This is a genomic window from Candidatus Omnitrophota bacterium, assembly GCA_023227985.1.
Lineage (GTDB): Bacteria > Omnitrophota > Gorgyraeia > Gygaellales > Profunditerraquicolaceae > JALOCB01.
Window position 1 is genome coordinate 1 of sequence record JALOCB010000021.1, and the last position, 21,716, is coordinate 21,716.

Sequence of the window (21,716 nt, forward strand, 5' to 3'; positions counted from 1 at the left end):
AGGCGTTCGACCATAAGGAACCCCTGTATTACTATTTTTACGCGTTCCCAGGCGGGTTTCTGCCGTGGATAATCCTATTGCCCGCGGCCTGTTTCTTCCTCGTAAAGAACCGGGCTGACGGCCGCGCCAAGCTCCTCGCATGCTGGGCCTTATCCATATTCATCTTCTTTACGACATCGAGATCAAAGAACATACTGTATATATTGCCGATGTATCCTGCTGCCGCCATCGCTATAGCATATTACTGGGACCATGAACGGAAGCCCTTAAAACCTTTGATGATCTCCGTTGCGGCGATCATCGCGCTGAGCGCCTCCGTCTCATTATTTGTAATGCCCCATATCGACAGGCTCAAGTCGCCGAAGTACCTCTCATCCGAGATAAGGGAGGCCATCGGCCCGGATGGCAGGCTGTCCACATTCAGGATAAACCCCGTATACTGGATCTACTACTGCGGACGCGGCCATATAAACGAGCTTGACGGCAACGATAAGCTTAACGAATACCTGCTCTCAAAGGAAAGGGTATTCTGCATAATAGACCTTAGCGCATATAGGGACTACATAAGCTCCAATAAGAACCACGGGTACCTGCTCGCTTACACGCCTTACGGAAGCAGGAAGACGCTCGGGCTCATCTCAAACAGGATCAGGTAATGTCCGAAGACCAGCTGCATATAGCGTTTGTTTGGCACATGCACCAGCCATATTACAGGAACCCGCTGACCGGAGAGATCTCGATGCCATGGGTCAGGCTGCATGCCGTAAAAGATTACCTGGACATGGCGCTGATGCTCCGGGATCATCCGGGCATACACCAGACTTTCAATATGGTCCCGTCCCTGTTGGAGCAGATAGAGGACCTTTCAAGCCCGGGGTCCAGGAAGGACCTGCCGTTCGAGCTCACGATAAAACCCGCGAAAGAGCTTACGGAGGCCGACAAATTATTCATACTCCGGAATTTCTTCATGGCTAACTGGGACACGATGATAAAGCCTTTCCCGCGCTATTACGACTTGCTCGTAAAGAGGGGGAAGCATTTTTCGCGCGATGAGGCCGCGGCTGCGGCAAAACGCTTTACGCCGCAGGACTATACGGACCTGCAGGTGCTTTTCAACCTGTCCTGGATCGACCCCTTCTTCAGGGAAAAAGACGCGGAACTCAAGGCATTATCGAAAAAGGGGAAGTACTATACCGACGAGGACAAGGCCGTTGTGCTTGATAAGCAGATGGAGATAATGAGGGCTATTATCCCGGCTTACAGGAAATTGCAGGATGAGGGCATTATAGAGGTCTCGGTGTCCCCGTATTTCCACCCGATCCTGCCGCTGTTATGCGATACGGATATAGCGAAAACTTCCTATCCCGAGATCGTGCTGCCAAAGACGACTTTCCGCCATCCGGAGGACGCCAAGAAACAGGTCGAATCGGCCGTAAGGTATTATGAAGACAGGTTCGGGAGGCCGCCGCGCGGAATGTGGCCTTCCGAGGGGTCCGTGAGCGACCAGGCTGTCGGCATCATAAGCGAAGCCGGTTTAAAATGGGCGGCTACCGACGAGGAGGTACTTTTCCGGTCACTTCAAAGGCAGAGAACGCCGGAGGCGCTCTACAGGCCTTACTCCGCGAACACGCAGAAAGAGGGCCTATCGCTGATATTCAGGGATAGGACGCTTTCCGACGCGATAGGATTCGTTTACCAGAGCTGGCCGCCGGAAAACGCCGCAGCCGATTTCATAGGCAAACTCCATGCCATCAAGGATAAACTTCCGAGATCCAAAACTCCGTACCTCGTCCCGGTAATACTGGACGGCGAGAACGCCTGGGAATTCTATCCGAACGACGGGCGTGACTTCCTCAGGTGCCTCTACAGGGGCATCCAGAATGACCCGGGCCTGAGGACAACGACCGTCTCCGGCTATCTCGAGCAGTTCCCATCGCAATCAAGGCTTGAAAGGATCCACCCGGGCTCATGGATCAACGGGAATTTCAATATATGGATAGGGCATGAGGAAAAGAACAAGGCATGGGAATACCTTTTTGAGACCAGGGAGATGCTTAAGGATTTCGAAAAAACCCAGCCCGATCAGGCCGCACTGGGCAATGCCTGGAAGGAGATATTCATTGCGGAAGGCAGCGACTGGAACTGGTGGTACGGCGAGGACAACTCCTCGGCCAACGATGATGAATTTGACCGCCTTTTCAGGATGCACCTTTCCAATGTCTACTCGTTCATAGGGAAGACACCTCCCGAATACCTGTCAATACCGATACGGGCAAAGAAAGCCAGGATAGCCAGGGAACCGGCGGGCTTCATGAACCCCGTAATAGACGGCAGGGACACCAACTACTTCGAATGGGTCAACTCCGGGCTCGTGGATGTGAGCAAGCGCGGAGGGACGATGCACCAGTCGGAGACCATACTGAAACAGCTTTATTTCGGATTTAACAAAGACACTCTGTTTTTCAGGTTCGACCTTTCACAGAGCAACGGTAACGGCGCGCTTGGGTTGAGCATATTGCTGATCAATAAGGGCCTGAAGATATCCGTGCCGGCGCTGTCAAACAATATGCCCCTTGAATATATCATATCCAGGCTTTCCGATGATGAATCGTGGTCCGCCGTCAAAAAATGCTGCACCTCGGCATTTGACAGGATACTTGAAATAGCGGTAAAATTCGATGACATCGAGGCGGCGAGGGGAGAAACGCTTAAACTTATAGCTACTATAGACCGGTCGGGCGCGGCGATCGAACACTGCCCCGAATTCGGCGCGATCCAGATAACACTCCCGTCGGACGATTACGAGTCGCAACAGTGGAATGTGTGACCGTCCGTGTTGACATGCCGCCATATTTTGTATATACTTATATAAAATGTCTATAATACTTATCTCGATACTTGCAGCCGCCGTACTATTTGTAATATATGTGCTTTCTTCAAGGGAAGAAAGGGACATAACAGACAGATTTGCCCCGCACGGGAAGGTAGAAGGCTATTATTCCGGCGGCCCCGAAAGAAGAAGATCCGAGCGTTTTGACGCGGAATTAGATGTAAAATACAGCGTCCTGAGATCCTCACCTGCTAATCTCCGCACAAACAGCAAGAATATCAGCCAAACTGGCATTGCGATGCTTTTATACGAAATACTTCCCAGGAACTCGCTGGTGGATATGGAGATATCGCTTCCCGGCAGGAAAGATAGCGTCAAGATGAAAGGGCGCGTGGCCTGGTGCGAGGACCGTAGCGGGCCCGAAAGGTTAGACGGCAACGGCAAGAGGACATTCGTAGCCGGAGTGGAATTCGTGGAACCGGACGCGAAACACAAGAACGAGCTGGTCTCATATTTAAAAAGCAGGCCCGCGTCTTTATGAGCGGCAGGGAGAAGGTCAAAAGCGCGCTGATGGGGCTCGGGTTCGATTGCGATGACGGCCGGAAAAGGATAACGGTAGGCGATAACTACAGGCTTTACGGCGGGTCAAAGGTGACCCATGAAGTAATGAGGGAAAAAGCCGTAAAATTCAACGAGCAACTGAAGAAGCGCGGCAAATCTCTCGATGACGTGTCGATCGATGAAGTTGCGGATATCGCTAACAAGATAGGGCTTAAACCCCTAAACGAAAACAAGGAGAAAAGCAATGGCAGTTCCAAAAGGACTTAGGAACAAGAGAAGGAAGAAACGCATGTCCGGCAAAGCCCACAGGGGCCCGAAGAAGTAATCGGCATGGCTGGCTTTTTCTCTGTCCGTAAAAACGGGCAGATAGCCGTTGCCGAGATCCTCGAAAAGGATTCTAAGGATGTCATCCTTAATTTCAAGAACCTCGATTTCATCTCATCCCTGGTGCTTGCCGGGATGGTCTACCTGCTGAAACTCACCAAGGATAAAGGCGGCAAGCTGAAGCTCTGCGAATTAAGGGACAAGGTCAAGGAGGTGTTCAGGGTAACCGACCTTGACAAGGTATTTGAGATATATCCCACCGAAAGCGAAGCGCTGAAATCCTTTGATTAGCCACCCGGTCAATAATAAGATCTCAAAGCTGGCGCAGCCTGCCTGCCGCATAGTCCTCAAGGCCGGAAAATACCTGAAGGATAACAGCAGGAAGATCAAGAAAATATCCTACAAGGGGGCCATAAACCTCGTAACAAACGTTGATCACGAGGTAGAGGATATCCTGATAGGATCCCTTCGCAGCGCATTCCCGGAAATAGGCGTCTTGTCCGAGGAATCAGGCAAGATCGACTATGGTCCCGGCCTGGCATGGGTGATAGATCCGATCGATGGCACCACGAATTTCGCCCATGGTTTCCCTTTTTATGCCATATCCGTGGCCCTGGAAAAGGCAGGAAAACCCATCCTTGGGATAGTATATAACCCCGAACATAACGAGTTTTTTTACGCGGAAAAAGGCAAGGGCGCCTTCCTTAACGGAAAATCCATTAAAGTGAGCACCCAGAAATACCTTAAAAAAAGCCTGCTCATGACAGGGTTTTCCTATAAGCTGGGAAAGAGCATGGAAGAGAATCTTGTCCATTTCAGGCATTTTCTAATGTCCTCGCAAGCCCTACGCAGGGCCGGCTGCGCAAGCCTTGACCTGTGTTATGTGGCCTGCGGAAGGCTTGAAGGATTCTGGGAATTGGACCTTTTCCCATGGGACACCGCAGCGGGTTGGCTAATAGTAAAAGAAGCCGGGGGAGAGGTGACTGATTTTACCGGAAAACAATACTGCCATAATTCCAATAAGATCCTGGCAACGAACGGCAAGATCCACAAGCAGATGATAAAGATCCTTTCCCGAAGGCAAAAGTAACCAAAATTACACAATCCGCGGCATGCTGATAACCATCCAGAACGATAAAAGACGGCTGTTTTCCTCTTGCAGGCAACGTCCTATAATATATCTTATGTTAAGTACAGGAGCACACGGAACAAGCTGTGTATAAGTATTTCCTTTCACCGGGTATTTGTCCCTATTGGTTGGTTTATGAGGCGGTTTTCATGTTGGTTATGGCATAAGAAATGCCCGGAATTTGCGCCTGGTTGGCCCTATTCCGGGCATTCTTTACTGAATTACCCCTTACTTGCAGCAACCGCAAAAGCTCTTGCAGGCCTTTGCCAGCGCCTTCAAGGCTGATTCAGCTTTCTTCGGGTCCTTTGACTTTACCTCAACCTGGACGCCTTCTTTAGTCTTCTTAACCGAGCAGCAACCTTTCATTTATTTCACCTCCTTTCCCGATCATATAATTCGATGGCCATCGAACTTATTCATCAAAAAAAAATTACTTCAGGAAATCCCTTATGGCCTTTACGGCCTGATCGTTAACTTTGCAGCGGTACGTCCGGCCTTCGCGTTCACATGTTATCAGGCCGGCGTTCTGGAGCTCCTTAAAATGATGCGAGATCGTTGACCGCGACAGCTTCATGCAATCGCAGGCATGCGAAAAGGCCTTCTTTATGACCTTTGTCGCGCCGGCGCAGCACAACTTATCCCCTCCTGCCTTAAATTCCGATCCCCCCTGCTGGTCCGCCGGGGCGCAGCACTGCTTATAGATCATCATAAAGATCTTGAGCCGCTGCTCGCTCGAAAGCGCCTTGAACATCTTTGAATAGTTCGATTGTTCCATAGTGATAGAACTATATCACAGGTCCTTTTTCCTGTCAAGTTGTTTTATGGAAGATCTTTCTCAATACTTTCTTACTATGTTTACGAGCTTTCCTATGATGCTGAAATCTTTATGTATCGGAGGATACTTGCTGTTCGCCGCCTCCAGGAAAAACCTGCCGGCGCCACGCTTCAACCTCTTTAAGGTAACTTCGTTATTATCCAGCAACGCGGCGATGATGTCGCCGTTATCAGCCGTCTTCTGTTTCCTGATGACCGCTATGTCGCCATCCATGATCCCTGCCTCGATCATACTTTCGCCTTTGACTTTCAAGGCAAAGGTATTCTCCCGGGGGATCTCGACATAGCCCTCGATATCTTCATAGGCCAATTTTGGCTCCCCGGCCGCAATACTGCCGACTAATGCAATACCTCTAGACTTCCCTCCTGTCCGGGTTAGATAACCCTTTTTATGAAGTGCTTCGAGATAATCCCTTACTGTTCCGGTCGACGCGAAGCCCATCTCCCCTGCTATCTCCCTTATGGTTGGAGGCAGGTTCTCCCCCACTCTCTCGCGGATAAATTTCAGGACCTTCTCTTGTTTGGCAGTTAATTCCACTTGGGGTTTCATAGGCAGGAATATACCACACATTTGTGTGGGTGTCAATTACTAAGATCCGCGAGACAATAAGTTGAGAGATGTCCATGGAAAGGCAAAAATATTGAGCGACAGAAAGACTCTCCGTATACAGCTTATCCGGGAATGGTACGGCTCTAAAGCGGGGCTCATCAAGATAAAAAGGATAGTATATATAGAATTTTTGGTTAACTTGCTTTCCAGAAAAGACTTCTTTTTATAATCTACTGCGAAATTTCTATAATGTTACCATCGGGATCAATAACGCGGAAAAAGGGGTGTCCCGTCCCTTCGTCTTTTGTAATCATTGTGATAATTTTTTTGTTTGCCGTCTTCAATTTCGTAAAGTATTTTTCTAAGTCATTTACTTCAAAATAGAGTATCGAACAAGTTGACATATTAGGCGTCAAATTTGATAAATATTTCGATTGCACAAGGACGACTTTCTCTTCAAAAACCACTATATCCTGAGAACTTTGGATAACATGCAATCCTATGAGATCTCTATAAAATGCCTTTGAACCAGAAAGAGATTTGACGGGAATTTTTATGCCGCTTTTGATACCTAAAAAAACATTCGTATTAATACTCTTAACTATAATTTTATCTTTTCCCTGGACTTTGAAGGAAGAAAATTTTTCCCTTGTTATTTTATGTAAGAAAATACTTTGACCATCCTCGAAACTAATTTTGCGCAATTGAACCCGATAACGGTCATTTTTGCTATATTGATCTGGTAACACTTCCACTGTGCCTACTCGTTTATCGGGCATAGCGATTTTACTGCCTCCTGTTTCTTTAAAAATATACCCCCTTAGCTCCATAATAGTTCTACGTCTAACGGGAATATGAGAAATATTCTGTTCTTTTCTTTCGTTTTTTAATAAAAGTGCTTCTGCTACAGATCCCAGATAATCTGCATCCTGGATATCTTTGCGTATATTCGAAAGCCATAAATCACCCGCAATTAAACCTAATAATCCTCCAGTCATGGAAGCAATAGTATCGGTATCTGTGCCTCCAGCAAACGCCGGTTTCACTATCCCATGTAAAGGATCAATTGCGTAGCGTGAAGCAAAATAAATCGCAACGGCCATAGAAACAGTACCAGCCCCAGTAAATTTTGATTTTACAGCACCCACATCCGAAAGCAACTTATCATCTACAGCAAGCGCGCCTTTATCTATTTCAGCTTTACAGCGTTCAATTAGACTGATCGATTCATTACCAACATCTCTCCATAATCGAAGATAATCATTCTCGTTATGCTTATTAGCAATTTCTATCCATTGAGCGTATTTTTCATTTAACGTTGGTAGCTTTAACCATATATCCCTCCCATCCAACATCTCTTGAATAATTTGTCCATAACCAAGATCTATTGGAGCATGTAATGCCCGCCAGAGTGCATACCCATAAGCAAGAGCTCCCAACAATGCCCTAGGATGTCCGTGAGTTACAATACCGTCAAGGAATATACTTTCAGCCACTTCTTCAAAAGATTTACTATCCTTATGAAAAATTGCATGAGGTAGAACACGCATAGCGACACCATTTCCTCCGGCATTAAAGTATCGTTTTAATTCATCAGAAGATGGCTTGATCCAAGGCAGGTATCCATCTAAACAGGCATCTGCCGCACGTTTCGTTGCTCCTCCACCGCCTCGTGCATAAAGCGTCCATAAGGGCAACTCTACCTCCGACCACTGACCAAACCAATTAATACCAGAAAGAAGTGAGCGAGCTACAGCAAGAATAAGTTGCGTATCATCACTGTAGCTCCCCTTATTTATCCGTTCTTCAAAAGGATAATACCGTTCTCCGGATCGGCGAGTCCAGGATGTCAAATTAAGAGTAATTTCAGCTTCTTTATTTTGAGATAAGTTCTTGTTGATAAATTCATTTGGCCATCCGAGGGCATCACCATATGCAGCTCCCAAAATAGCACCGACTGCTTTATGCCTTAGTAGATCATTCTGCATTTTATCACTCATAGTTACCTCCGAAATATTTTTTCTGTTGGTTTTACACCGGAACTAATTGCTTCACTTAAGCCATATTTATCAAACATCTTTAAGGAAACGAAAATATCAGGAATCTGATCTATATTTGACATCTTCAATCTTAAAATTTCATTCTTCGCCTGAGTCCTATCTCTTACTATTACGCCAAAAATATCAGACAATTGAATACAATCTAGAACTAATACTTCCGCCTGATTATCTGTTGGACAACACAAAAGATGTGTAGAAGTTCTTGTATACCGTTTTCCTTGGCTACCAGAAACTTCAGCTTGAAAAAGATCTAGAAAACCAGTTATTCCAGATTTAATCCTATTACCATAACTAGCAGCCGCATTGCAAGGGCAAAACAGCGTTTTCTCTTCCCAAAGATAGTCTGGTTTAATAAGCAAAACAACCCAATCCTTGAAAAGAGCCTCCTTCGAGCGAGCTGATGAAAAAAACCATGGATTCGGGTATTCTATTGAACAACAAATATGGTTTTTATGTCCATCTAAACGTTTTAAATCTGTTGGTATGAACAAGGCCCTTTCATCTTCTTCAAGGTGCCTAGTTGCTAATATTCCTTTTTCACCTTTCAAGATAAAACCCAAATTACGAGACGACGTAAAATGACAAAGACGGGATATTCCTTTTTTTCCGCATTCTTTTTTTATGCTATTGAATCCGTTACTCATGCAGAAACCTCCTTATAAAGCGTTGCATCTGGAGGCAACAGGCGTGTCTTTTCTCCGGAATAAATTAGTGCTAATTCTTTTTTTGCGCGAGTAACTGCCACATATAAACGTTTACCATCATAAGCATCTGAGCCATAGGTGGCGACATTACCAGAATCGGGTAAATTGTCTTCCGATAAAAATGGAATGATTACCTTATCAAATTCGAGTCCCTTCGCTGAATTGTACGTCCCATAACGAACCCCCGGAGTGGTTATCCAAGTTTTCATGTCTCGGTGAAGACGCACCGCTGTACCAGGTAATTGTGACTTAAAATAACTTTCTTGCTCTCGATTCTTCAAAAGAATTGCTACGTTTTTCGTTTTGCTGTCGGCATTTACTAAACTCATAACTACGCTAATCTCTTCTTTTTTATTTCGACACCTGACTAGTGTTGGTAAAGCTCCCTGTGCTTGTGGTTGTGAAGGTTCGACCATGTCGGGAATATCAGCAAAATATGGCATCTTTGAAATTGCTAAACCTAATCGAGCAATCTCCCTCGTATTACGATAATTCTGGATAAATTTCCAAGGCTTACTAATTGCCAAACCTGCCGACTTCCATGTCATTCTTTGTCCATAAATCTGTTGAGCCATGTCGCCAAATAAAGTGAGGGAACCATCTTTAGGAATTGCGGCAGCAAGACTACGCAACATTTCAGGTGAAAAATCCTGACCTTCATCGATCACTACATGTCTATAAAGTCTTTCCGAATCATCTTGAATAAATTCTCGTAAAACATGGGTAGCTATATCATCCCAGTCATAATCTTTCCCTTGGGCACTTCTTATTTTTAGATATTCTGAATAGACTTTAAACATTACAGGGCGGTTCTTTTTGTCTAATCGACTCAACTGGCCAATACGTTCCGCATCAACATATTGTTCTTCTTTAACAATACCGTGCCGAGAAATCCATCCGATTTCTTCCGAAAAGAATTGAACCGATCGGTTAAAAAATAAGTTTTCCCGATAATTTCGACTAACATTTTGAATTGCCTGCGCAACAATTGGCTCTCGATTATCCAGAATTGTATTTGCTCTCATTTTACCACGTGAATTTAAATATCCTCTAGCAAAAGTATGATAGTTTTCAATCCTAACGCTTTGAAGCTCTTTTGCGCATAGATATTTCAAATATGTTACCAACGCCTTATTGAATGTAACCAGCAATGTCCTTCCACCGTGTTCAGTAGAAGGATTGGCGAGATAAACCGCTCGCAAGATGGCTAATGTAGTCTTACCGCTTCCTGCAGTGCCAAGAACAACAACGTGTCCCTCTGCGGGAAGATAAAGTACCTCTATTTGTTTACCAACCGGATCAGGCAACTTATTCATAATTTTAATAAATCCGCTCCCGATTTGAATTTAGCTATAATTCAGGAATAAAAATAGCTAAGCGCAATGATTACAATTTAGCATTTAAATAATGAAATAGCGAACGTATGCTGTTTATCACTAATAGCGATTCATCGTCGCCGATTATATCTTCATTAGGATGAGCTCTACTATGTTGATTCCTAATAGGATTCAAAGAATCAATAATTATAGCTAATGCTTTACATATTCTGTCAATTTCTTCATGCTCTATTGCTTCTCCTTTAAGCCTCGGATGCAATTGGCGAAGTTGTTTAAATAAAACTGTTATTGAATCTTCGGAACTATGGGCTATATTATTTTTTCGGCACTGCTCGAGAAGATAACCGTGAAATGCCGTATGAAGCCGATCTACTGCGCTTGGAAGAGGTCGAGTTCGTAGTAATTGCTCGGAATCAGCCAACGCTTCCTTAACTATTTCTGCTGTAGCAGTTAAGTGAGGCCTAGCTACCATCTTTTCCTCTTCTTCATTCACATTTAATTCAACTACAATGAATCGAATATATGGGCCTATTTCTGTTATCGTATTTGCAATTTCTGCATATTTATGCGCTTTTGAGGTCCTTTCTTCTTTTGCTAATTTAACATATAAATCTAAGTCGCAAATAGCCGAAAGATAGCTAAACTCATCTCCAAAAACATTCGTGCCTTCATTAAGAACAAAAGGAATCTTTGCAAGAACATCTGCTGCTTTCCTCTTATTTCTTGCACGTAATAACTTTATCGCATCAGCCTTACATTTGATCCATTTAGAATCATCAACTTCAGCAACAAAGGAAACTTCTCCGGATCCTGATCCCTGATAGAGTCGTATCATCGTTAACCCAGTCTAACTATCATTAGTATATTTTACCATTTAATTCTTGAAATATTTGTCATATATATAACTTAACAAATATGTAGGAACAGAAGCAGCGCCTTCAAGTATTGCGTTCTCTGGAATCGATTCTGGATTAGTAGTCATTTCAATTTCTCTAATCCACCAGTTATCAATTCTATAATTCATATTAATCATTATCTGTATATACTCTTTTGCAATGCTTTCAAACTTATCGTCACAAATATTTTTCAAAAACCTATGTGCTATATCATTTCTTAAATCTGTAAAGAACTTTATTAAGTTTAAATCGTCTTTGCTCAGGACCTTCATTTTAACGAACCATTGGCAACTCTTTTCAAAGCATCTTTTGCCGCTATATCTAACCTTATATTCATTCGCATATTGTTCTTTACCATCCTTAACGCCGTCCCAATAAAAGACTCTGACGCTATCAATAATATTATTCTTGAATGTTTCGTAAGCCATTATATATAAACCTGCTTTAACAAGTTCGTCTTTTAAAGCATCATTATCTGATAAAATATATTTTTTTACTTTATCTGGGGAAAACATATTTTTGAATGTATTTTATATTTATAATCATTATTCTTTAATCTTATAATTTGGGGAGTTATCACCATGAAGACTCCTAGAATTTTATTTTACTCCTAACAAAAACCCTCTGCAACATTTATAATTGCAGAGGGTTATGATTATTTTGAAGGTTTTTCTCTTCAAGCCCTAACCATCACCAGCATCATTTTGAAACGCTCTATTGCTTTTAGCGCGTGGGGTTTATTAGCAGGCATTACGATAATCTCGCCTGCCTTTAAACGATGCAGCGCGCCGGAGATCATTATCTCTGCTTCGCCGTCAAAGATATAAACCAGGGCATCGAACGGCGCGGTGTGTTCGCTCAATCCCTGCCCCTTGTCAAAGGCAAAAAGGGTCACCGTACCTATGTCCTTTTTTATTATCTCCTTGCTTACGACCGAGCCTTCCTGATAAGCTACCAAATCGTTTAGATTACCCGCTTGGCCGATAATTTTATCCATTATAACCTGTCCCTTTTTGACACGTCCCCTATTTATCACTATTTATCAGATTTGGTTCGGTTATCTTGTTTGCACAACATTTGGCAGTTCCCTGCAACAGTCTTTCCACCTTCATACCAGGGTTTTATATGATCGGCTTCCATTTCTTCTATCTCAAAGTGTTTCTTGCATTTTACGCATTTACCTTTTTGCCTTTCGTATGCTTCTCTTTTTTGTTTATCTGTAAATGCACGAATATTTAAGAATTTTTCATTTCGCGTTAAAACATACGGATAAATTCCAGATTTTTTTGTTACATCTTCATCCTGCATTAACTCTTTAATCTCGACCTCAACTTTGTTAGCGTTCAATTTCTTGCCTTTGAACTCGTTATACAGCTCGCCCCACCTCACGTCACTCATCTCTCGTCGATAATTTGTAAAAATCTTTCGCACCCATGCAATCACATCTTGAAAATATTGCCACAATTTTTCAGCATTTTGATCATGCTGATGTTTAGCCATATAATCTTCTATCTTACCGTCGTTGATCCATGAAAGCGCGGTTTCTAAATACTCTTGCCGTATTGGTGACCCGCTTAATAATTGCCCTCCGTCATTTGCCAACAGATACGCCGCACAATTTGATTTGCTAAATTTCAGTTTAGCGTCGCTCAACCACGGCCCGGTATAAACTGCGTTACGGATTTCCTGGTCATTCACTTTTTCGCCGTAAGTGTTAATAACCCTAAACCAGTCCAACCGCTCCTTGTCCGTACCTTCACAAAAATAAATCATTAGTTCATAATCAAAAATTTTATCCTGCTCCTCTTTCGTTAGATTATGAAAAAAGCGGTCGTTCAACGAAAAATCTCCACTAACATATTGCCCTATGCTAATAGTGCGTTGTTGGCCGTCCAACATTTCATAACCGCCATCTTCTCTAATCATCCAATACATCACATTCAGCGGAAAGCTGTTTTTGATTGTTTCTATCACGGCATTACGTTGCTTCTCCTTGTATACAAACTCGCGTTGATATTTTGGCCGGATGTCAAGCTTACCGCTATAAGCGACAACGCCTTCTTCTGCGCTATCTTTGTAGCCCGCTATCACTTTACGAATTTGAATTTTGTGTAGTTCAATTTTCATATTATTTTTTACTTTTAATTAAGAGGCGCGCATAGACTGGTTTAAGGTTGTTATTTATCCTTATCGCAGCACGTCTGTTTAAATCATTATATTTTGGTGAATCTTCCCGAGTATACATTTTGGTTCGGTAATTGTTGTCTGGATCTCTATCCGTAATTCCTAAAATTTCGAATTGCTTAGGATTATATTTATCTAGAAAAGTTACGGGCACACCTATTATCCCATAATAATCCTTTGGAATTTCTACGACTTTTGATACCTCAATAGCATTGTAGTTATCATACTTTGGGTATTCTTCCGGAGTATACTTTTTGTAAAGAATCAACGATTCCTGGCGTTTGCTGATATCAAGATTTGTATACCACCCAGTATTGCCCATTTTAGCATATTTTTTCCCATCCTCGCCGACAAAAATGTTATTTTGCTCATAATTATCTGGCACTAGATAAGTTTTTGCACCATTGTTATAACCGAGCCACAATTTATTTTTCTTAACTAACTTAAAAACTTCCTTATAAGTAATTGAGTTCAAGTTACCAATAATCAAAAACTTTTTATCATATTCCACAAGCTGAGCGACATATTCGCGAAACAAAGAAAAAGGTGGATTGGTTACGACAATATCGGCTTGCTTGAGTAGTTTGATGCACTCATCACTACGGAAATCACCGTTACCGCGCAGAGGGGTTGCGGTGTTTTTGTCATGCTTTAGTAAATACTCCACGTCGTCAAGGTTTATCGCGCCATTGCCGTCGGCATCCGGCACTTCTTTTATTTCGATTTTAAAAGGCTCTTTACCTGACGGCTTTAGCCCTTCTACTTCAAACAGTAATAGCTGTTCACCGACAATCGGCGATTTAACATAGCTTGTAGTAATAAGCTTTTTTAGTTTCAGTGAGTTAAAATTGGAAGCGAAATATTTAAAAAAATTACTCTCGAATGGATCATCGCAATTACAGTAAACAACTTTGCCACGAAATTGTTCTTTGTAGTGCTTTAGTTCTTTTTCAATATCAACGAGTTGGGTGTAAAACTCATCTTTCTTGGCTAGATTTGCTTTATGTAAGTTTTTATTTAAAAATTTTGTTCCCATATTTTTATTTAATAATTCCGTTCTCGGCGCGCCGAGTGCTTTGGCAATTTTTTCTAATGTCTCAACGCTTTGAAATACTCCGCTGACTTTATTCTACTCCTAACAACAACCCGCCGCAATCATTATAATTGTAAAGGGTTATGATTATTTTGACTTTATTCCGCTAGGAAGTCGTCCTCTTTGACTCCAAAAAACCAACGCCAATCCGATAAAGATCACTGTTAAAACGATACCGGATTCGCCTATCATATACTTGGACATTGGGCCTGTTTCGGTCGTAAGCGGGTCGAATAACCACTGGATGTAAAAGTTATGGCTTGCGTGCATCAGGACTGCCGGCCAGACACTGCCTGATTTCAGCCTTAGCCATCCGATTAAATCTTACAGCCGCAGCTTTTCCTTCTCAAAATTTTAACTTGCTCCCTAACCGAATTAACGAATCGCGTCTGCCTCCCCTTCCCTATCGCCAGCCTCGCATCGAGAGGGCTGTAATGCTTGTAACCCCGCCTTTTAAACTCCGCTATGAGCTTCTTGTGCCTTGAATACAGCGCCTTTAACCTGCCCTTCCACCTTAAGGTCTCCGGATGGCGGGAATACCCTTTCTTTTTGCGTGTCAGGACAGACCAGATGGCGTGAAGTTCCCTGTGCTCACCCAGCAGATGGTTGCGGCATAACTTTCCGGGCGCTATATCCCAGATCCTCATTTCGGATTAAGCCCGCCAAAAAATATTTCTTTTACCTTGGTAGGGCCGATCACGCGGGCAAGTTCAATTACTGCGCAGTAAAACAGGATCAGGACTGTGATCCATATTTCCTGCGACCAAAAAGCGGGCCAGACTACATCGGTTTTTAAATGCCCGTAACCGGTAGCTATGCCGCCGTACTCGTGCGACTGGCGGAGCAGTTCCTCGATGAAAAGGAACAAAGATGTGACGATGCTAAACACGACCGTCTTCAAAACAGCGTTCCACACAAGCGGCTTTCCCGGGTATAAATTGAGGAAAGGCAATTTATCGGCTATCCGGACCGCCTTTGCTACGACGAGCGCCCCAACCACTGCAATGGCTGTGGAACGGGTGGTTATGCCGTAGGCTTTGAGTGTCAGCGCCCTTGTCACGACGATGATTTGGAACATTACAAGGAAGAATATAAACGTCGGCAGGACCTGCAGTAACTCTTTCTTAATACGAGCAAAGATCTTATTCAAGAATCCGTCTCCCTAAGGTTTGCATGCGGGGAAACAATCCTAGAATTGGTACCTTATATCCGCCCATCCCGTATGGGAAGTGAAGTCTTCCTTGTATTCGAAGTCGTAGTTGGCATCGAAGCTCCAGTTGCCTTTCGTGACCAGGGCAAGGCGTCCGCCGATGTCTAAGGCGCTGCGGGCGGGGGTAAAGCCGTTGGTTGCGAATGAGCCGCCGCCGCCTGAGAATGTCGAGGTCGTCTCCTGCTTATCATTTATGAAATCATACAGCCACTTGGCGTGTATCTCGGGGATTATCGTGCCGTAGTTGACCTCGAAGGAACGGTCGAGCTTCATGCCGAGGCCGGACTGGAGCATGTCGTAACTCTGGCTGTTGACGGCGAGGTTAAGGGCTCCGGCGTTGGTCTCGGTATAGCCGTCTAAGTGCAGGCGCAGGTACTGTAATGATGCTATCGGGGTTATGCGGAGTTTCTTGCCGGCCTTAAAGGTATATCCTCCGTCAAGCAATACGGAGTACTGCCGGCCATCATAGTCTGCATTGGCGGTCCTCATTATGGCGCCGACGGCTATGTTCCTTGAGCTCTTGTAGTTGTTGAAGGCGAACGAGAAGGCGCCGTTTATGTAGTAGGGCTTCTCGGGATCCATGAAGCCGCCGTAGAGCGCGCCCTGGTAGCTGTCTATGTCGGTTGAGCCGCCGTTGTCTTTTGAATTGATGTCGGATGCCGCATAGCCGCCGCTTAAGCCTAAGCGGACCCTGTCGTTAAATACCGGCAGGTCCCCTCCTATGGCGGTGCCCCAGATGGTGGCGTGGTAGCCGTTACTTAGGCCGCGCGGGTCCTGGTGGGCGTATTCGCCAAAGCCCCTGCCCCATGCCTCAAAACCCTTGCGTCCTTCGCTTCCGGTTGATACGCCGGTCTCTTCGTTATGCGCCTGGGCGAAAAGCCCCTCTAACCTGTCGGTAGAGGTCCCGATGAACTGAATGATGGAGGTATTGCTTACGTTGGTAACGCCGCTGTCGACGACCGGGGTGACGCTATCAAGGGCTGAGGCCGTTTGTAAATTGCTCAATCCCTCGAGTGTATTTAAGACGGTCGTCATGTCAGTTGACGGGGTTGTGATATTATCAAGGACCGTGCCGGCGGAAGCCGCATTAGAATTCGTTGATAAACTGGAAAAACCTGTTCCGGAGCGGTCTACGATCAAGAAGAGGTCGCCGTTTGAGCTTATCGCTGAGAACTTCAGGCGGGGATCACTTGATGTGATCGTGCCCGGAACGTTTACACCGGCGCCTGCCGCGCCGTCTATTATTGTATATGTGGTCTTATTTGGAATATAGGAACTGCTCGCGACCGTCACATTGACATTGCTCGCCGCGGATACGACCGCATCAGCGTTGGATGTTATTTTGCCTGAAGATGACGGGCTCGCGATAGTCAGATTGAGATTTGAGCCAGCCTGCTGGGTATAGACGGCATTAACGGTAACATTCGTAGTGCCGACATCAAGTGTGGCGCCGTTTGCAACCGTAACAGCCGATCCGTTTCCGAGGGCGTTGGCATTGCCGGCAACCACTGTTCCTGCGTTTATATTGGTGTCTCCTCCATAGGTGTTGGCATTGCTCAAAGTCAGCGTGCCGGCGCCGGACTTGGTAAAGAATAACGCGCTCACGCCGTCCTTGATAACTCCTGAGAATGTCGTAGAGGTGTTATTGGAGCCCACGGTCAAGGTCACGGCTGTCCCAAAGGCATTATTGGTTACCGTACCTGCCCCGGCAAGTGAACCTATGGTCTCGCGGGTGCCATTAACATCCAGTATCGCGTTTGACGCTACAGTCACCGCGGATCCGGTACCGAATGCATTAGTTCCCGCTCCGGCTGCTTTAAGCGTTCCGGCTGTGACCGTAGTGGCGCCTGTGTAGGTGTTGGCGCCTGAGAGCGTCAGCTCGCTGGTATCGCTGTCCTGGTTTATCGCCACAGTACCCCCGCCGCCGTTGGCAATAATTCCGCTGAGGGTAACTCCGCCGTTACCGGCGCCTTTATTAGTAATAGTGTTCACGCCCGCCGCGTTGGCCGTAATGCTGCCGGAAACCGTCAAGAGAGCATCGGACGCGTTTGCTATATCCAGTGAGTTATCAAGTAAAAGAGGCGCGGAAATAAAATTGTCCGCGGTCGACCAGGACACTTGGTTGAGTGTGGACGTACCCCCGAGGCTGGAAAAAGTCAACGTTCCGCCCCCGTTGGCCTGGAGAGTGTATGACCCCCCGCCGTTGGAACCGATATTGAGGACACCCGCCATACGTGACATGACGCCGCCGTCAATGGTAACGGTTGTCGTGGTGGTAGGGGTGGTTTCCAAGAAAATGGTATCGTCCTGCGCTGTGCCGGGAGCAGGGCCGGGGCCGGTATTCCAATTGCCAGGAGTACTCCAGTTGCCGCCAGTAACGGAAATCCACTGGCCGTTGGACGCAAACGCCGGCGCCGAAAGCAAACAGACCATTGATAAGGCCGCAATCGCTGAAAGAAACTTCTTCATCCCGTCGTCTCCTTTTATTTTGTGCGAAACGTTAGAAAACCGCAAAACAAATTAATTTGGAGTACGTGGATATGATACACCCTTGGGGAGGGTCAGTCAATTTTAAACGAGGCGGGATCTACGTCCTTTTCTTAAAGCACAAACCGGATAATCCTGTCAGGCCGGAGAGTAACAGTAGGAGTGAGCTCGGTTCGGGAATAACGTCGAGGCTGACGTCATCGAAGTCGATATAGCTGCCGGCTGAATCGACCGAGCAGCGCACCTTGGCATAAGCGGTATAATCCGGGGCGGTTAACCAGTCCGTTTCTATCTTATCGTATTGCTGATTGCCGGGGATCCGCACCCATGAACGCTCCTGCTGGAAGGAAGTCGTGCCGGTAGAATTATAAAAAGTTATGGAGATCGACGCGTCACCACCGTCTTGCGGCATATACAGGTATGAAGACAGTTTGTAGGCGGTATTCGGCGTTAAATTGACGGTTTGGGTTATCCATCCATTGTTATATATTCTTGCCTCATACTGGCCCGTGTGAGGGTTTGCGCTTGATACATTTTCAGAGCTATAAGCATAGGGAGTCCACCCGCTGAAATTACCCGTCTCAAATCCCGGGTTGGTCAGCAGATTGGCGCTTGCCGCCGCAGGGCTCATTAACAAAATAGCGATTAATAATATAGTGGATTTTTTCATATTTTTAGACACGTTTCGAGGTCAACTCAGGATACCATTTATTGATGGATTTTCAAGAGGAAATATTTGCTTTTTTAGGGGGATTCCGGATTCCTGTCTATGACAGGCATGACGTATTCTTTCTTATCTCTTCACTATAGGCCCTGATTTCGGATTCCTTTTGGGCCAGGGTCCAGCCCAAAAGCCCGGCCATAACATTGGCCGATTCTTCGAGTTCCGACAGGCCGAGCGAACGACTATTAGCGAGCTGGAGGCGGCGGATAAGCAGGTCATTCAAGCTATTGGCCATCTCGTCCTTTACGGCTCGCTCTATGCGCGCGCGCAGGTCCCCCTCCCCCGCCTTTTGGGCAGGAGAAGGCCCCTTTTCAGCCGTTTCGCACGGCTTAAATGTCCTGCCTTCTAACTTCCGCAGCACCAGATCGACAAGCTGCTGGGCAAGGCGCCTGTATGTCGTGTATTTTCCTCCGACCACCGATATGAGCCCGGAGCCGGATTCCTTTATAAAATGTTCGCGCGAGACCTTCCAGGGAGCGATGCCTTGCGTGTTCATCAGCGGGCGCAGGCCTGCATAGGTGGTTATTACCCCGCTCTTGTCAATCTTCTCGTCCGGAAAGACCCTGCGGATCTCATCAAGCAGGTATTCCACATCGGAACGCTCGGCATAGACCTCATCCGGAGAGCCGTTGAAATCGGTATCGGTCGTGCCAATAAGCGTGTAATCGCGCCACGGAATGGCGAAGAATATCCTCTTGTCCTTGCGCGCTGAAAAAAGCATCGCGCGGGTTATCGGGAGTTTCTTGTATATCAGGTGAATGCCTTTTGTGGGTCGGGTTATCGCGGCGGCATGCGGTTCATCGGCCCATACGAGCCGGTTCGACCAGGCGCCGGTGGCATTAACGACATATTGCGCGTGAATGGCAAACTTTTCACCGGTAAGAGTGTCTTTGGCCTCCACTCCCCTTACCCGGCTTTCGCTTTTTATCAGATTTTCAGCTTCCACCTTGTTCGCCACGCAGCAACCCGCCCGAAAGGCGGATATCGCGTTATCGAGGCACAGGCGGATGTCGTCCATCTGGGCATCGCAATACATGACGCCGCCCCTTAATCCCTTCGGGGTGATGCTCGGTTCAAATAATGTCAGTTCGCTCTTATTCAGCGGGTGGTGGCAATGTATATTCGCCCTGCCCGCCAGCAGGTCATATATGAATACGCCCGTCCGCATCATTATCAGCGGACGCGGGTCGCCTTTGTACACAGGGATGATGAACTCGAGCGGCCATACCCTATCAGGGGTTGTCCTTAACAATGTGCCGCGTTCATGCAGGGCTTCGTAAATAAGGTTTAAGTTAAATTGTTCGAGGTAGCGGATGCCGCCGTGGATTATCTTGGTGGATTTGCCGCTCGCGCCGCAGGCAAAGTCGTCTTTTTCTATGAGAGCGGTCTTCAGGCCGCGCAATGAAGCATCGCGCGCAATCGCGCAACCGTTTATGCCGCCGCCTATGACGAGAAGGTCAAACTGCCCGGCTTTCAGCCCCGCTATGTCGCGCTTCATATCGCTCTTGCCTTCCGGACCGCGGCAAGCCAGCCGGCATAGAGCGCATCCCGGGCCGGTTTGCTCATGCGGGATGAAAATACCTTATCAGCGGCAAGCGTCATCTTGAATTCTGCTGAACTCTTCCAGAATCCTACCGCCAGGCCCGCAAGCATTGCCGCGCCTTTCGCGGTCGTTTCGGTTATCCTGGGGCGCACGATCTTAATGCCGAGGATATTAGATTGGAGCTGCATAAGCGAATCATTGCGGCATGCGCCGCCATCCACTCGCAGTGACTTAAGGCGGTTTCCGGTCTCCTTCTCCATGATATCTACAATATCTTTTACCTGGTAGGCTATCGCCTCAAGAGTAGCGCGGATGATGTGCGACCTGTTCGTGCCGCGGGTTATGCCGGTCAGTGTGCCGCGGGCTTGCGAGTCCCAATACGGCGCACCGAGGCCCACGAATGCCGGCACAAAATACACTCCGCCCGTATCCTTTACTTTCTTAGCTAATTTCTCGGTCTCGGCGGCCGTCGTGACTATCTTCAACCCGTCCCTGAGCCATTGCACGGCCGCGCCCGCGATGAATATGGAGCCTTCCTGCGCATAGCACGGAGCCCCGTGCGCGTCGCAGGCAAGCGTCGTCAGCAACCCGTTATTCGATAGCAGGAACTTTTTGCCTGTATTCAGCAGAAGGAAACATCCGGTACCGTAGGTATTTTTCATCTCCCCTGCCGAGAAACATCCTTGGCCGAAGAGCGCCGCCTGCTGGTCCCCTGCCACTCCCGATATCGGAATGCCCGCAGGAAGGCCGCATGCGCCCTTGGCGGTAGCACCAAATATCGAGCTCGAAGGCTTTACCTCAGGCAGGATGGCCTTCGGAATACCAAGTATACTCAGCAGCTTGTTGTCCCATTTCTTTTCTCTAATGTTGAATATCAGCGTACGGGAAGCATTGGTATAATCAGTGGCATGTACCTTCCCCCCTGTCAGCTTCCAGATCAACCAGGTGTCTATAGTACCGAAACAGAGGGACGTGTCAAAAAGGGACAGGTTACTCAAAAGCCACTTTATCTTGGTGCCTGAAAAATATGGGTCAATGATAAGGCCTGTCTTACGGCGAAAGAGTCCTGAGTAACCTTTCTTTTTGAGGTTATCGCAGATGGACGCGGTCCGACGGCACTGCCATACGATGGCGTTGTAAACCGGTTTGCCCGTCTTCCTGTCCCAGAGGATGGTCGTCTCGCGCTGGTTCGTGATGCCTATCGCTGCGATGTCGGCTGGCTTGATCTTCTTAAGGGAGAGCGCCTGTTT

The 21,716-nt window shown here is 46.4% G+C and carries 23 protein-coding genes; 6 read left to right on the plus strand and 17 right to left on the minus strand.

Annotated elements, in window-relative coordinates:
• From M0R35_05405 to M0R35_05430, 6 genes are all read left to right on the plus strand, one after another.
• The coding region (locus M0R35_05405; GenBank protein MCK9595098.1) for a hypothetical protein at positions 1-656 on the plus strand (656 nt) is incomplete at its 5' end.
• Positions 656-2,827, plus strand: a complete 2,172-nt coding sequence (locus M0R35_05410; GenBank protein ID MCK9595099.1) for a glycoside hydrolase family 57 protein — start codon at positions 656-658, stop codon at positions 2,825-2,827. The genes M0R35_05405 and M0R35_05410, both read left to right, overlap by 1 nt.
• 46 nt (positions 2,828-2,873) lie before the next feature.
• Positions 2,874-3,371 (plus strand): PilZ domain-containing protein, encoded by a 498-nt coding sequence (locus M0R35_05415; GenBank protein MCK9595100.1) that lies wholly within the window; start codon positions 2,874-2,876, stop codon positions 3,369-3,371.
• The gene (locus M0R35_05420) at positions 3,368-3,658 is read left to right on the plus strand and encodes a hypothetical protein (GenBank protein ID MCK9595101.1); all 291 of its coding nucleotides are present in this window, start codon (positions 3,368-3,370) and stop codon (positions 3,656-3,658) included. Before M0R35_05415 ends, M0R35_05420 begins: the two co-directional genes overlap by 4 nt.
• A gap of 63 nt (positions 3,659-3,721) precedes the next feature.
• On the plus strand, positions 3,722-4,006 hold the full coding sequence (locus M0R35_05425; GenBank protein MCK9595102.1) for an STAS domain-containing protein: 285 nt from the start codon (positions 3,722-3,724) through the stop codon (positions 4,004-4,006).
• Positions 3,999-4,805: an inositol monophosphatase gene (locus tag M0R35_05430; GenBank protein ID MCK9595103.1), complete on the plus strand. Its 807-nt coding sequence runs from the start codon at positions 3,999-4,001 to the stop codon at positions 4,803-4,805. The genes M0R35_05425 and M0R35_05430 overlap by 8 nt, the downstream gene beginning before the upstream one ends.
• Before the next feature lie 267 nt (positions 4,806-5,072).
• On the opposite strand, the gene M0R35_05435 is transcribed toward M0R35_05430, so the two are convergent.
• The 17 genes from M0R35_05435 to glpK all read right to left on the minus strand — a co-directional run.
• Positions 5,073-5,210 (minus strand): hypothetical protein, encoded by a 138-nt coding sequence (locus M0R35_05435; protein ID MCK9595104.1) that lies wholly within the window; start codon positions 5,208-5,210, stop codon positions 5,073-5,075.
• A 64-nt stretch (positions 5,211-5,274) separates the two neighbouring features.
• Positions 5,275-5,619, minus strand: a complete 345-nt coding sequence (locus tag M0R35_05440; protein MCK9595105.1) for a helix-turn-helix domain-containing protein — start codon at positions 5,617-5,619, stop codon at positions 5,275-5,277.
• 60 nt (positions 5,620-5,679) lie between these two features.
• Complete coding sequence (lexA, locus tag M0R35_05445; protein MCK9595106.1) at positions 5,680-6,228, minus strand: transcriptional repressor LexA; 549 nt, start codon at positions 6,226-6,228, stop codon at positions 5,680-5,682.
• Positions 6,229-6,458: 230 nt separating this feature from the next.
• Positions 6,459-8,228 carry an ADP-ribosylglycohydrolase family protein gene (locus M0R35_05450; GenBank protein ID MCK9595107.1) on the minus strand — a complete coding sequence of 590 codons (1,770 nt, stop codon included), beginning with the start codon at positions 8,226-8,228 and terminating at the stop codon, positions 6,459-6,461.
• A 2-nt stretch (positions 8,229-8,230) separates the two neighbouring features.
• Positions 8,231-8,932, minus strand: a complete 702-nt coding sequence (locus M0R35_05455) for a DUF4433 domain-containing protein (protein MCK9595108.1) — start codon at positions 8,930-8,932, stop codon at positions 8,231-8,233.
• Positions 8,929-10,308, minus strand: a complete 1,380-nt coding sequence (locus tag M0R35_05460) for an AAA family ATPase (protein MCK9595109.1) — start codon at positions 10,306-10,308, stop codon at positions 8,929-8,931. Before M0R35_05460 ends, M0R35_05455 begins: the two co-directional genes overlap by 4 nt.
• Positions 10,309-10,378: 70 nt before the next feature.
• Positions 10,379-11,164, minus strand: coding sequence for an abortive infection family protein (locus M0R35_05465; protein ID MCK9595110.1), 786 nt, complete (start codon positions 11,162-11,164; stop codon positions 10,379-10,381).
• Positions 11,165-11,203: 39 nt separating this feature from the next.
• The gene (locus M0R35_05470; protein MCK9595111.1) at positions 11,204-11,740 is read right to left on the minus strand and encodes a hypothetical protein; all 537 of its coding nucleotides are present in this window, start codon (positions 11,738-11,740) and stop codon (positions 11,204-11,206) included.
• A gap of 161 nt (positions 11,741-11,901) precedes the next feature.
• Positions 11,902-12,222, minus strand: a complete 321-nt coding sequence (locus M0R35_05475) for a cupin domain-containing protein (protein MCK9595112.1) — start codon at positions 12,220-12,222, stop codon at positions 11,902-11,904.
• A gap of 38 nt (positions 12,223-12,260) precedes the next feature.
• The gene (locus M0R35_05480; GenBank protein MCK9595113.1) at positions 12,261-13,352 is read right to left on the minus strand and encodes a DUF262 domain-containing protein; all 1,092 of its coding nucleotides are present in this window, start codon (positions 13,350-13,352) and stop codon (positions 12,261-12,263) included.
• A gap of 1 nt (position 13,353) precedes the next feature.
• Positions 13,354-14,445, minus strand: coding sequence for an adenine-specific methyltransferase EcoRI family protein (locus M0R35_05485; GenBank protein ID MCK9595114.1), 1,092 nt, complete (start codon positions 14,443-14,445; stop codon positions 13,354-13,356).
• Positions 14,446-14,819: 374 nt separating this feature from the next.
• Positions 14,820-15,149: a pyrimidine dimer DNA glycosylase/endonuclease V gene (locus tag M0R35_05490; protein ID MCK9595115.1), complete on the minus strand. Its 330-nt coding sequence runs from the start codon at positions 15,147-15,149 to the stop codon at positions 14,820-14,822.
• Positions 15,146-15,580: a hypothetical protein gene (locus M0R35_05495; protein MCK9595116.1), complete on the minus strand. Its 435-nt coding sequence runs from the start codon at positions 15,578-15,580 to the stop codon at positions 15,146-15,148. The genes M0R35_05490 and M0R35_05495 overlap by 4 nt, the downstream gene beginning before the upstream one ends.
• Positions 15,581-15,691: 111 nt before the next feature.
• Positions 15,692-18,181 (minus strand): autotransporter domain-containing protein, encoded by a 2,490-nt coding sequence (locus M0R35_05500; GenBank protein ID MCK9595117.1) that lies wholly within the window; start codon positions 18,179-18,181, stop codon positions 15,692-15,694.
• 118 nt (positions 18,182-18,299) lie between these two features.
• Positions 18,300-18,611, minus strand: coding sequence for a PEP-CTERM sorting domain-containing protein (locus M0R35_05505; protein ID MCK9595118.1), 312 nt, complete (start codon positions 18,609-18,611; stop codon positions 18,300-18,302).
• 355 nt (positions 18,612-18,966) lie between these two features.
• Positions 18,967-20,421 carry a glycerol-3-phosphate dehydrogenase/oxidase gene (locus M0R35_05510; GenBank protein MCK9595119.1) on the minus strand — a complete coding sequence of 485 codons (1,455 nt, stop codon included), beginning with the start codon at positions 20,419-20,421 and terminating at the stop codon, positions 18,967-18,969.
• Positions 20,418-21,716 (minus strand): glycerol kinase GlpK (gene glpK / locus M0R35_05515; protein MCK9595120.1); only part of this gene is annotated, 1,299 nt, incomplete at its 5' end. The genes M0R35_05510 and glpK, both read right to left, overlap by 4 nt.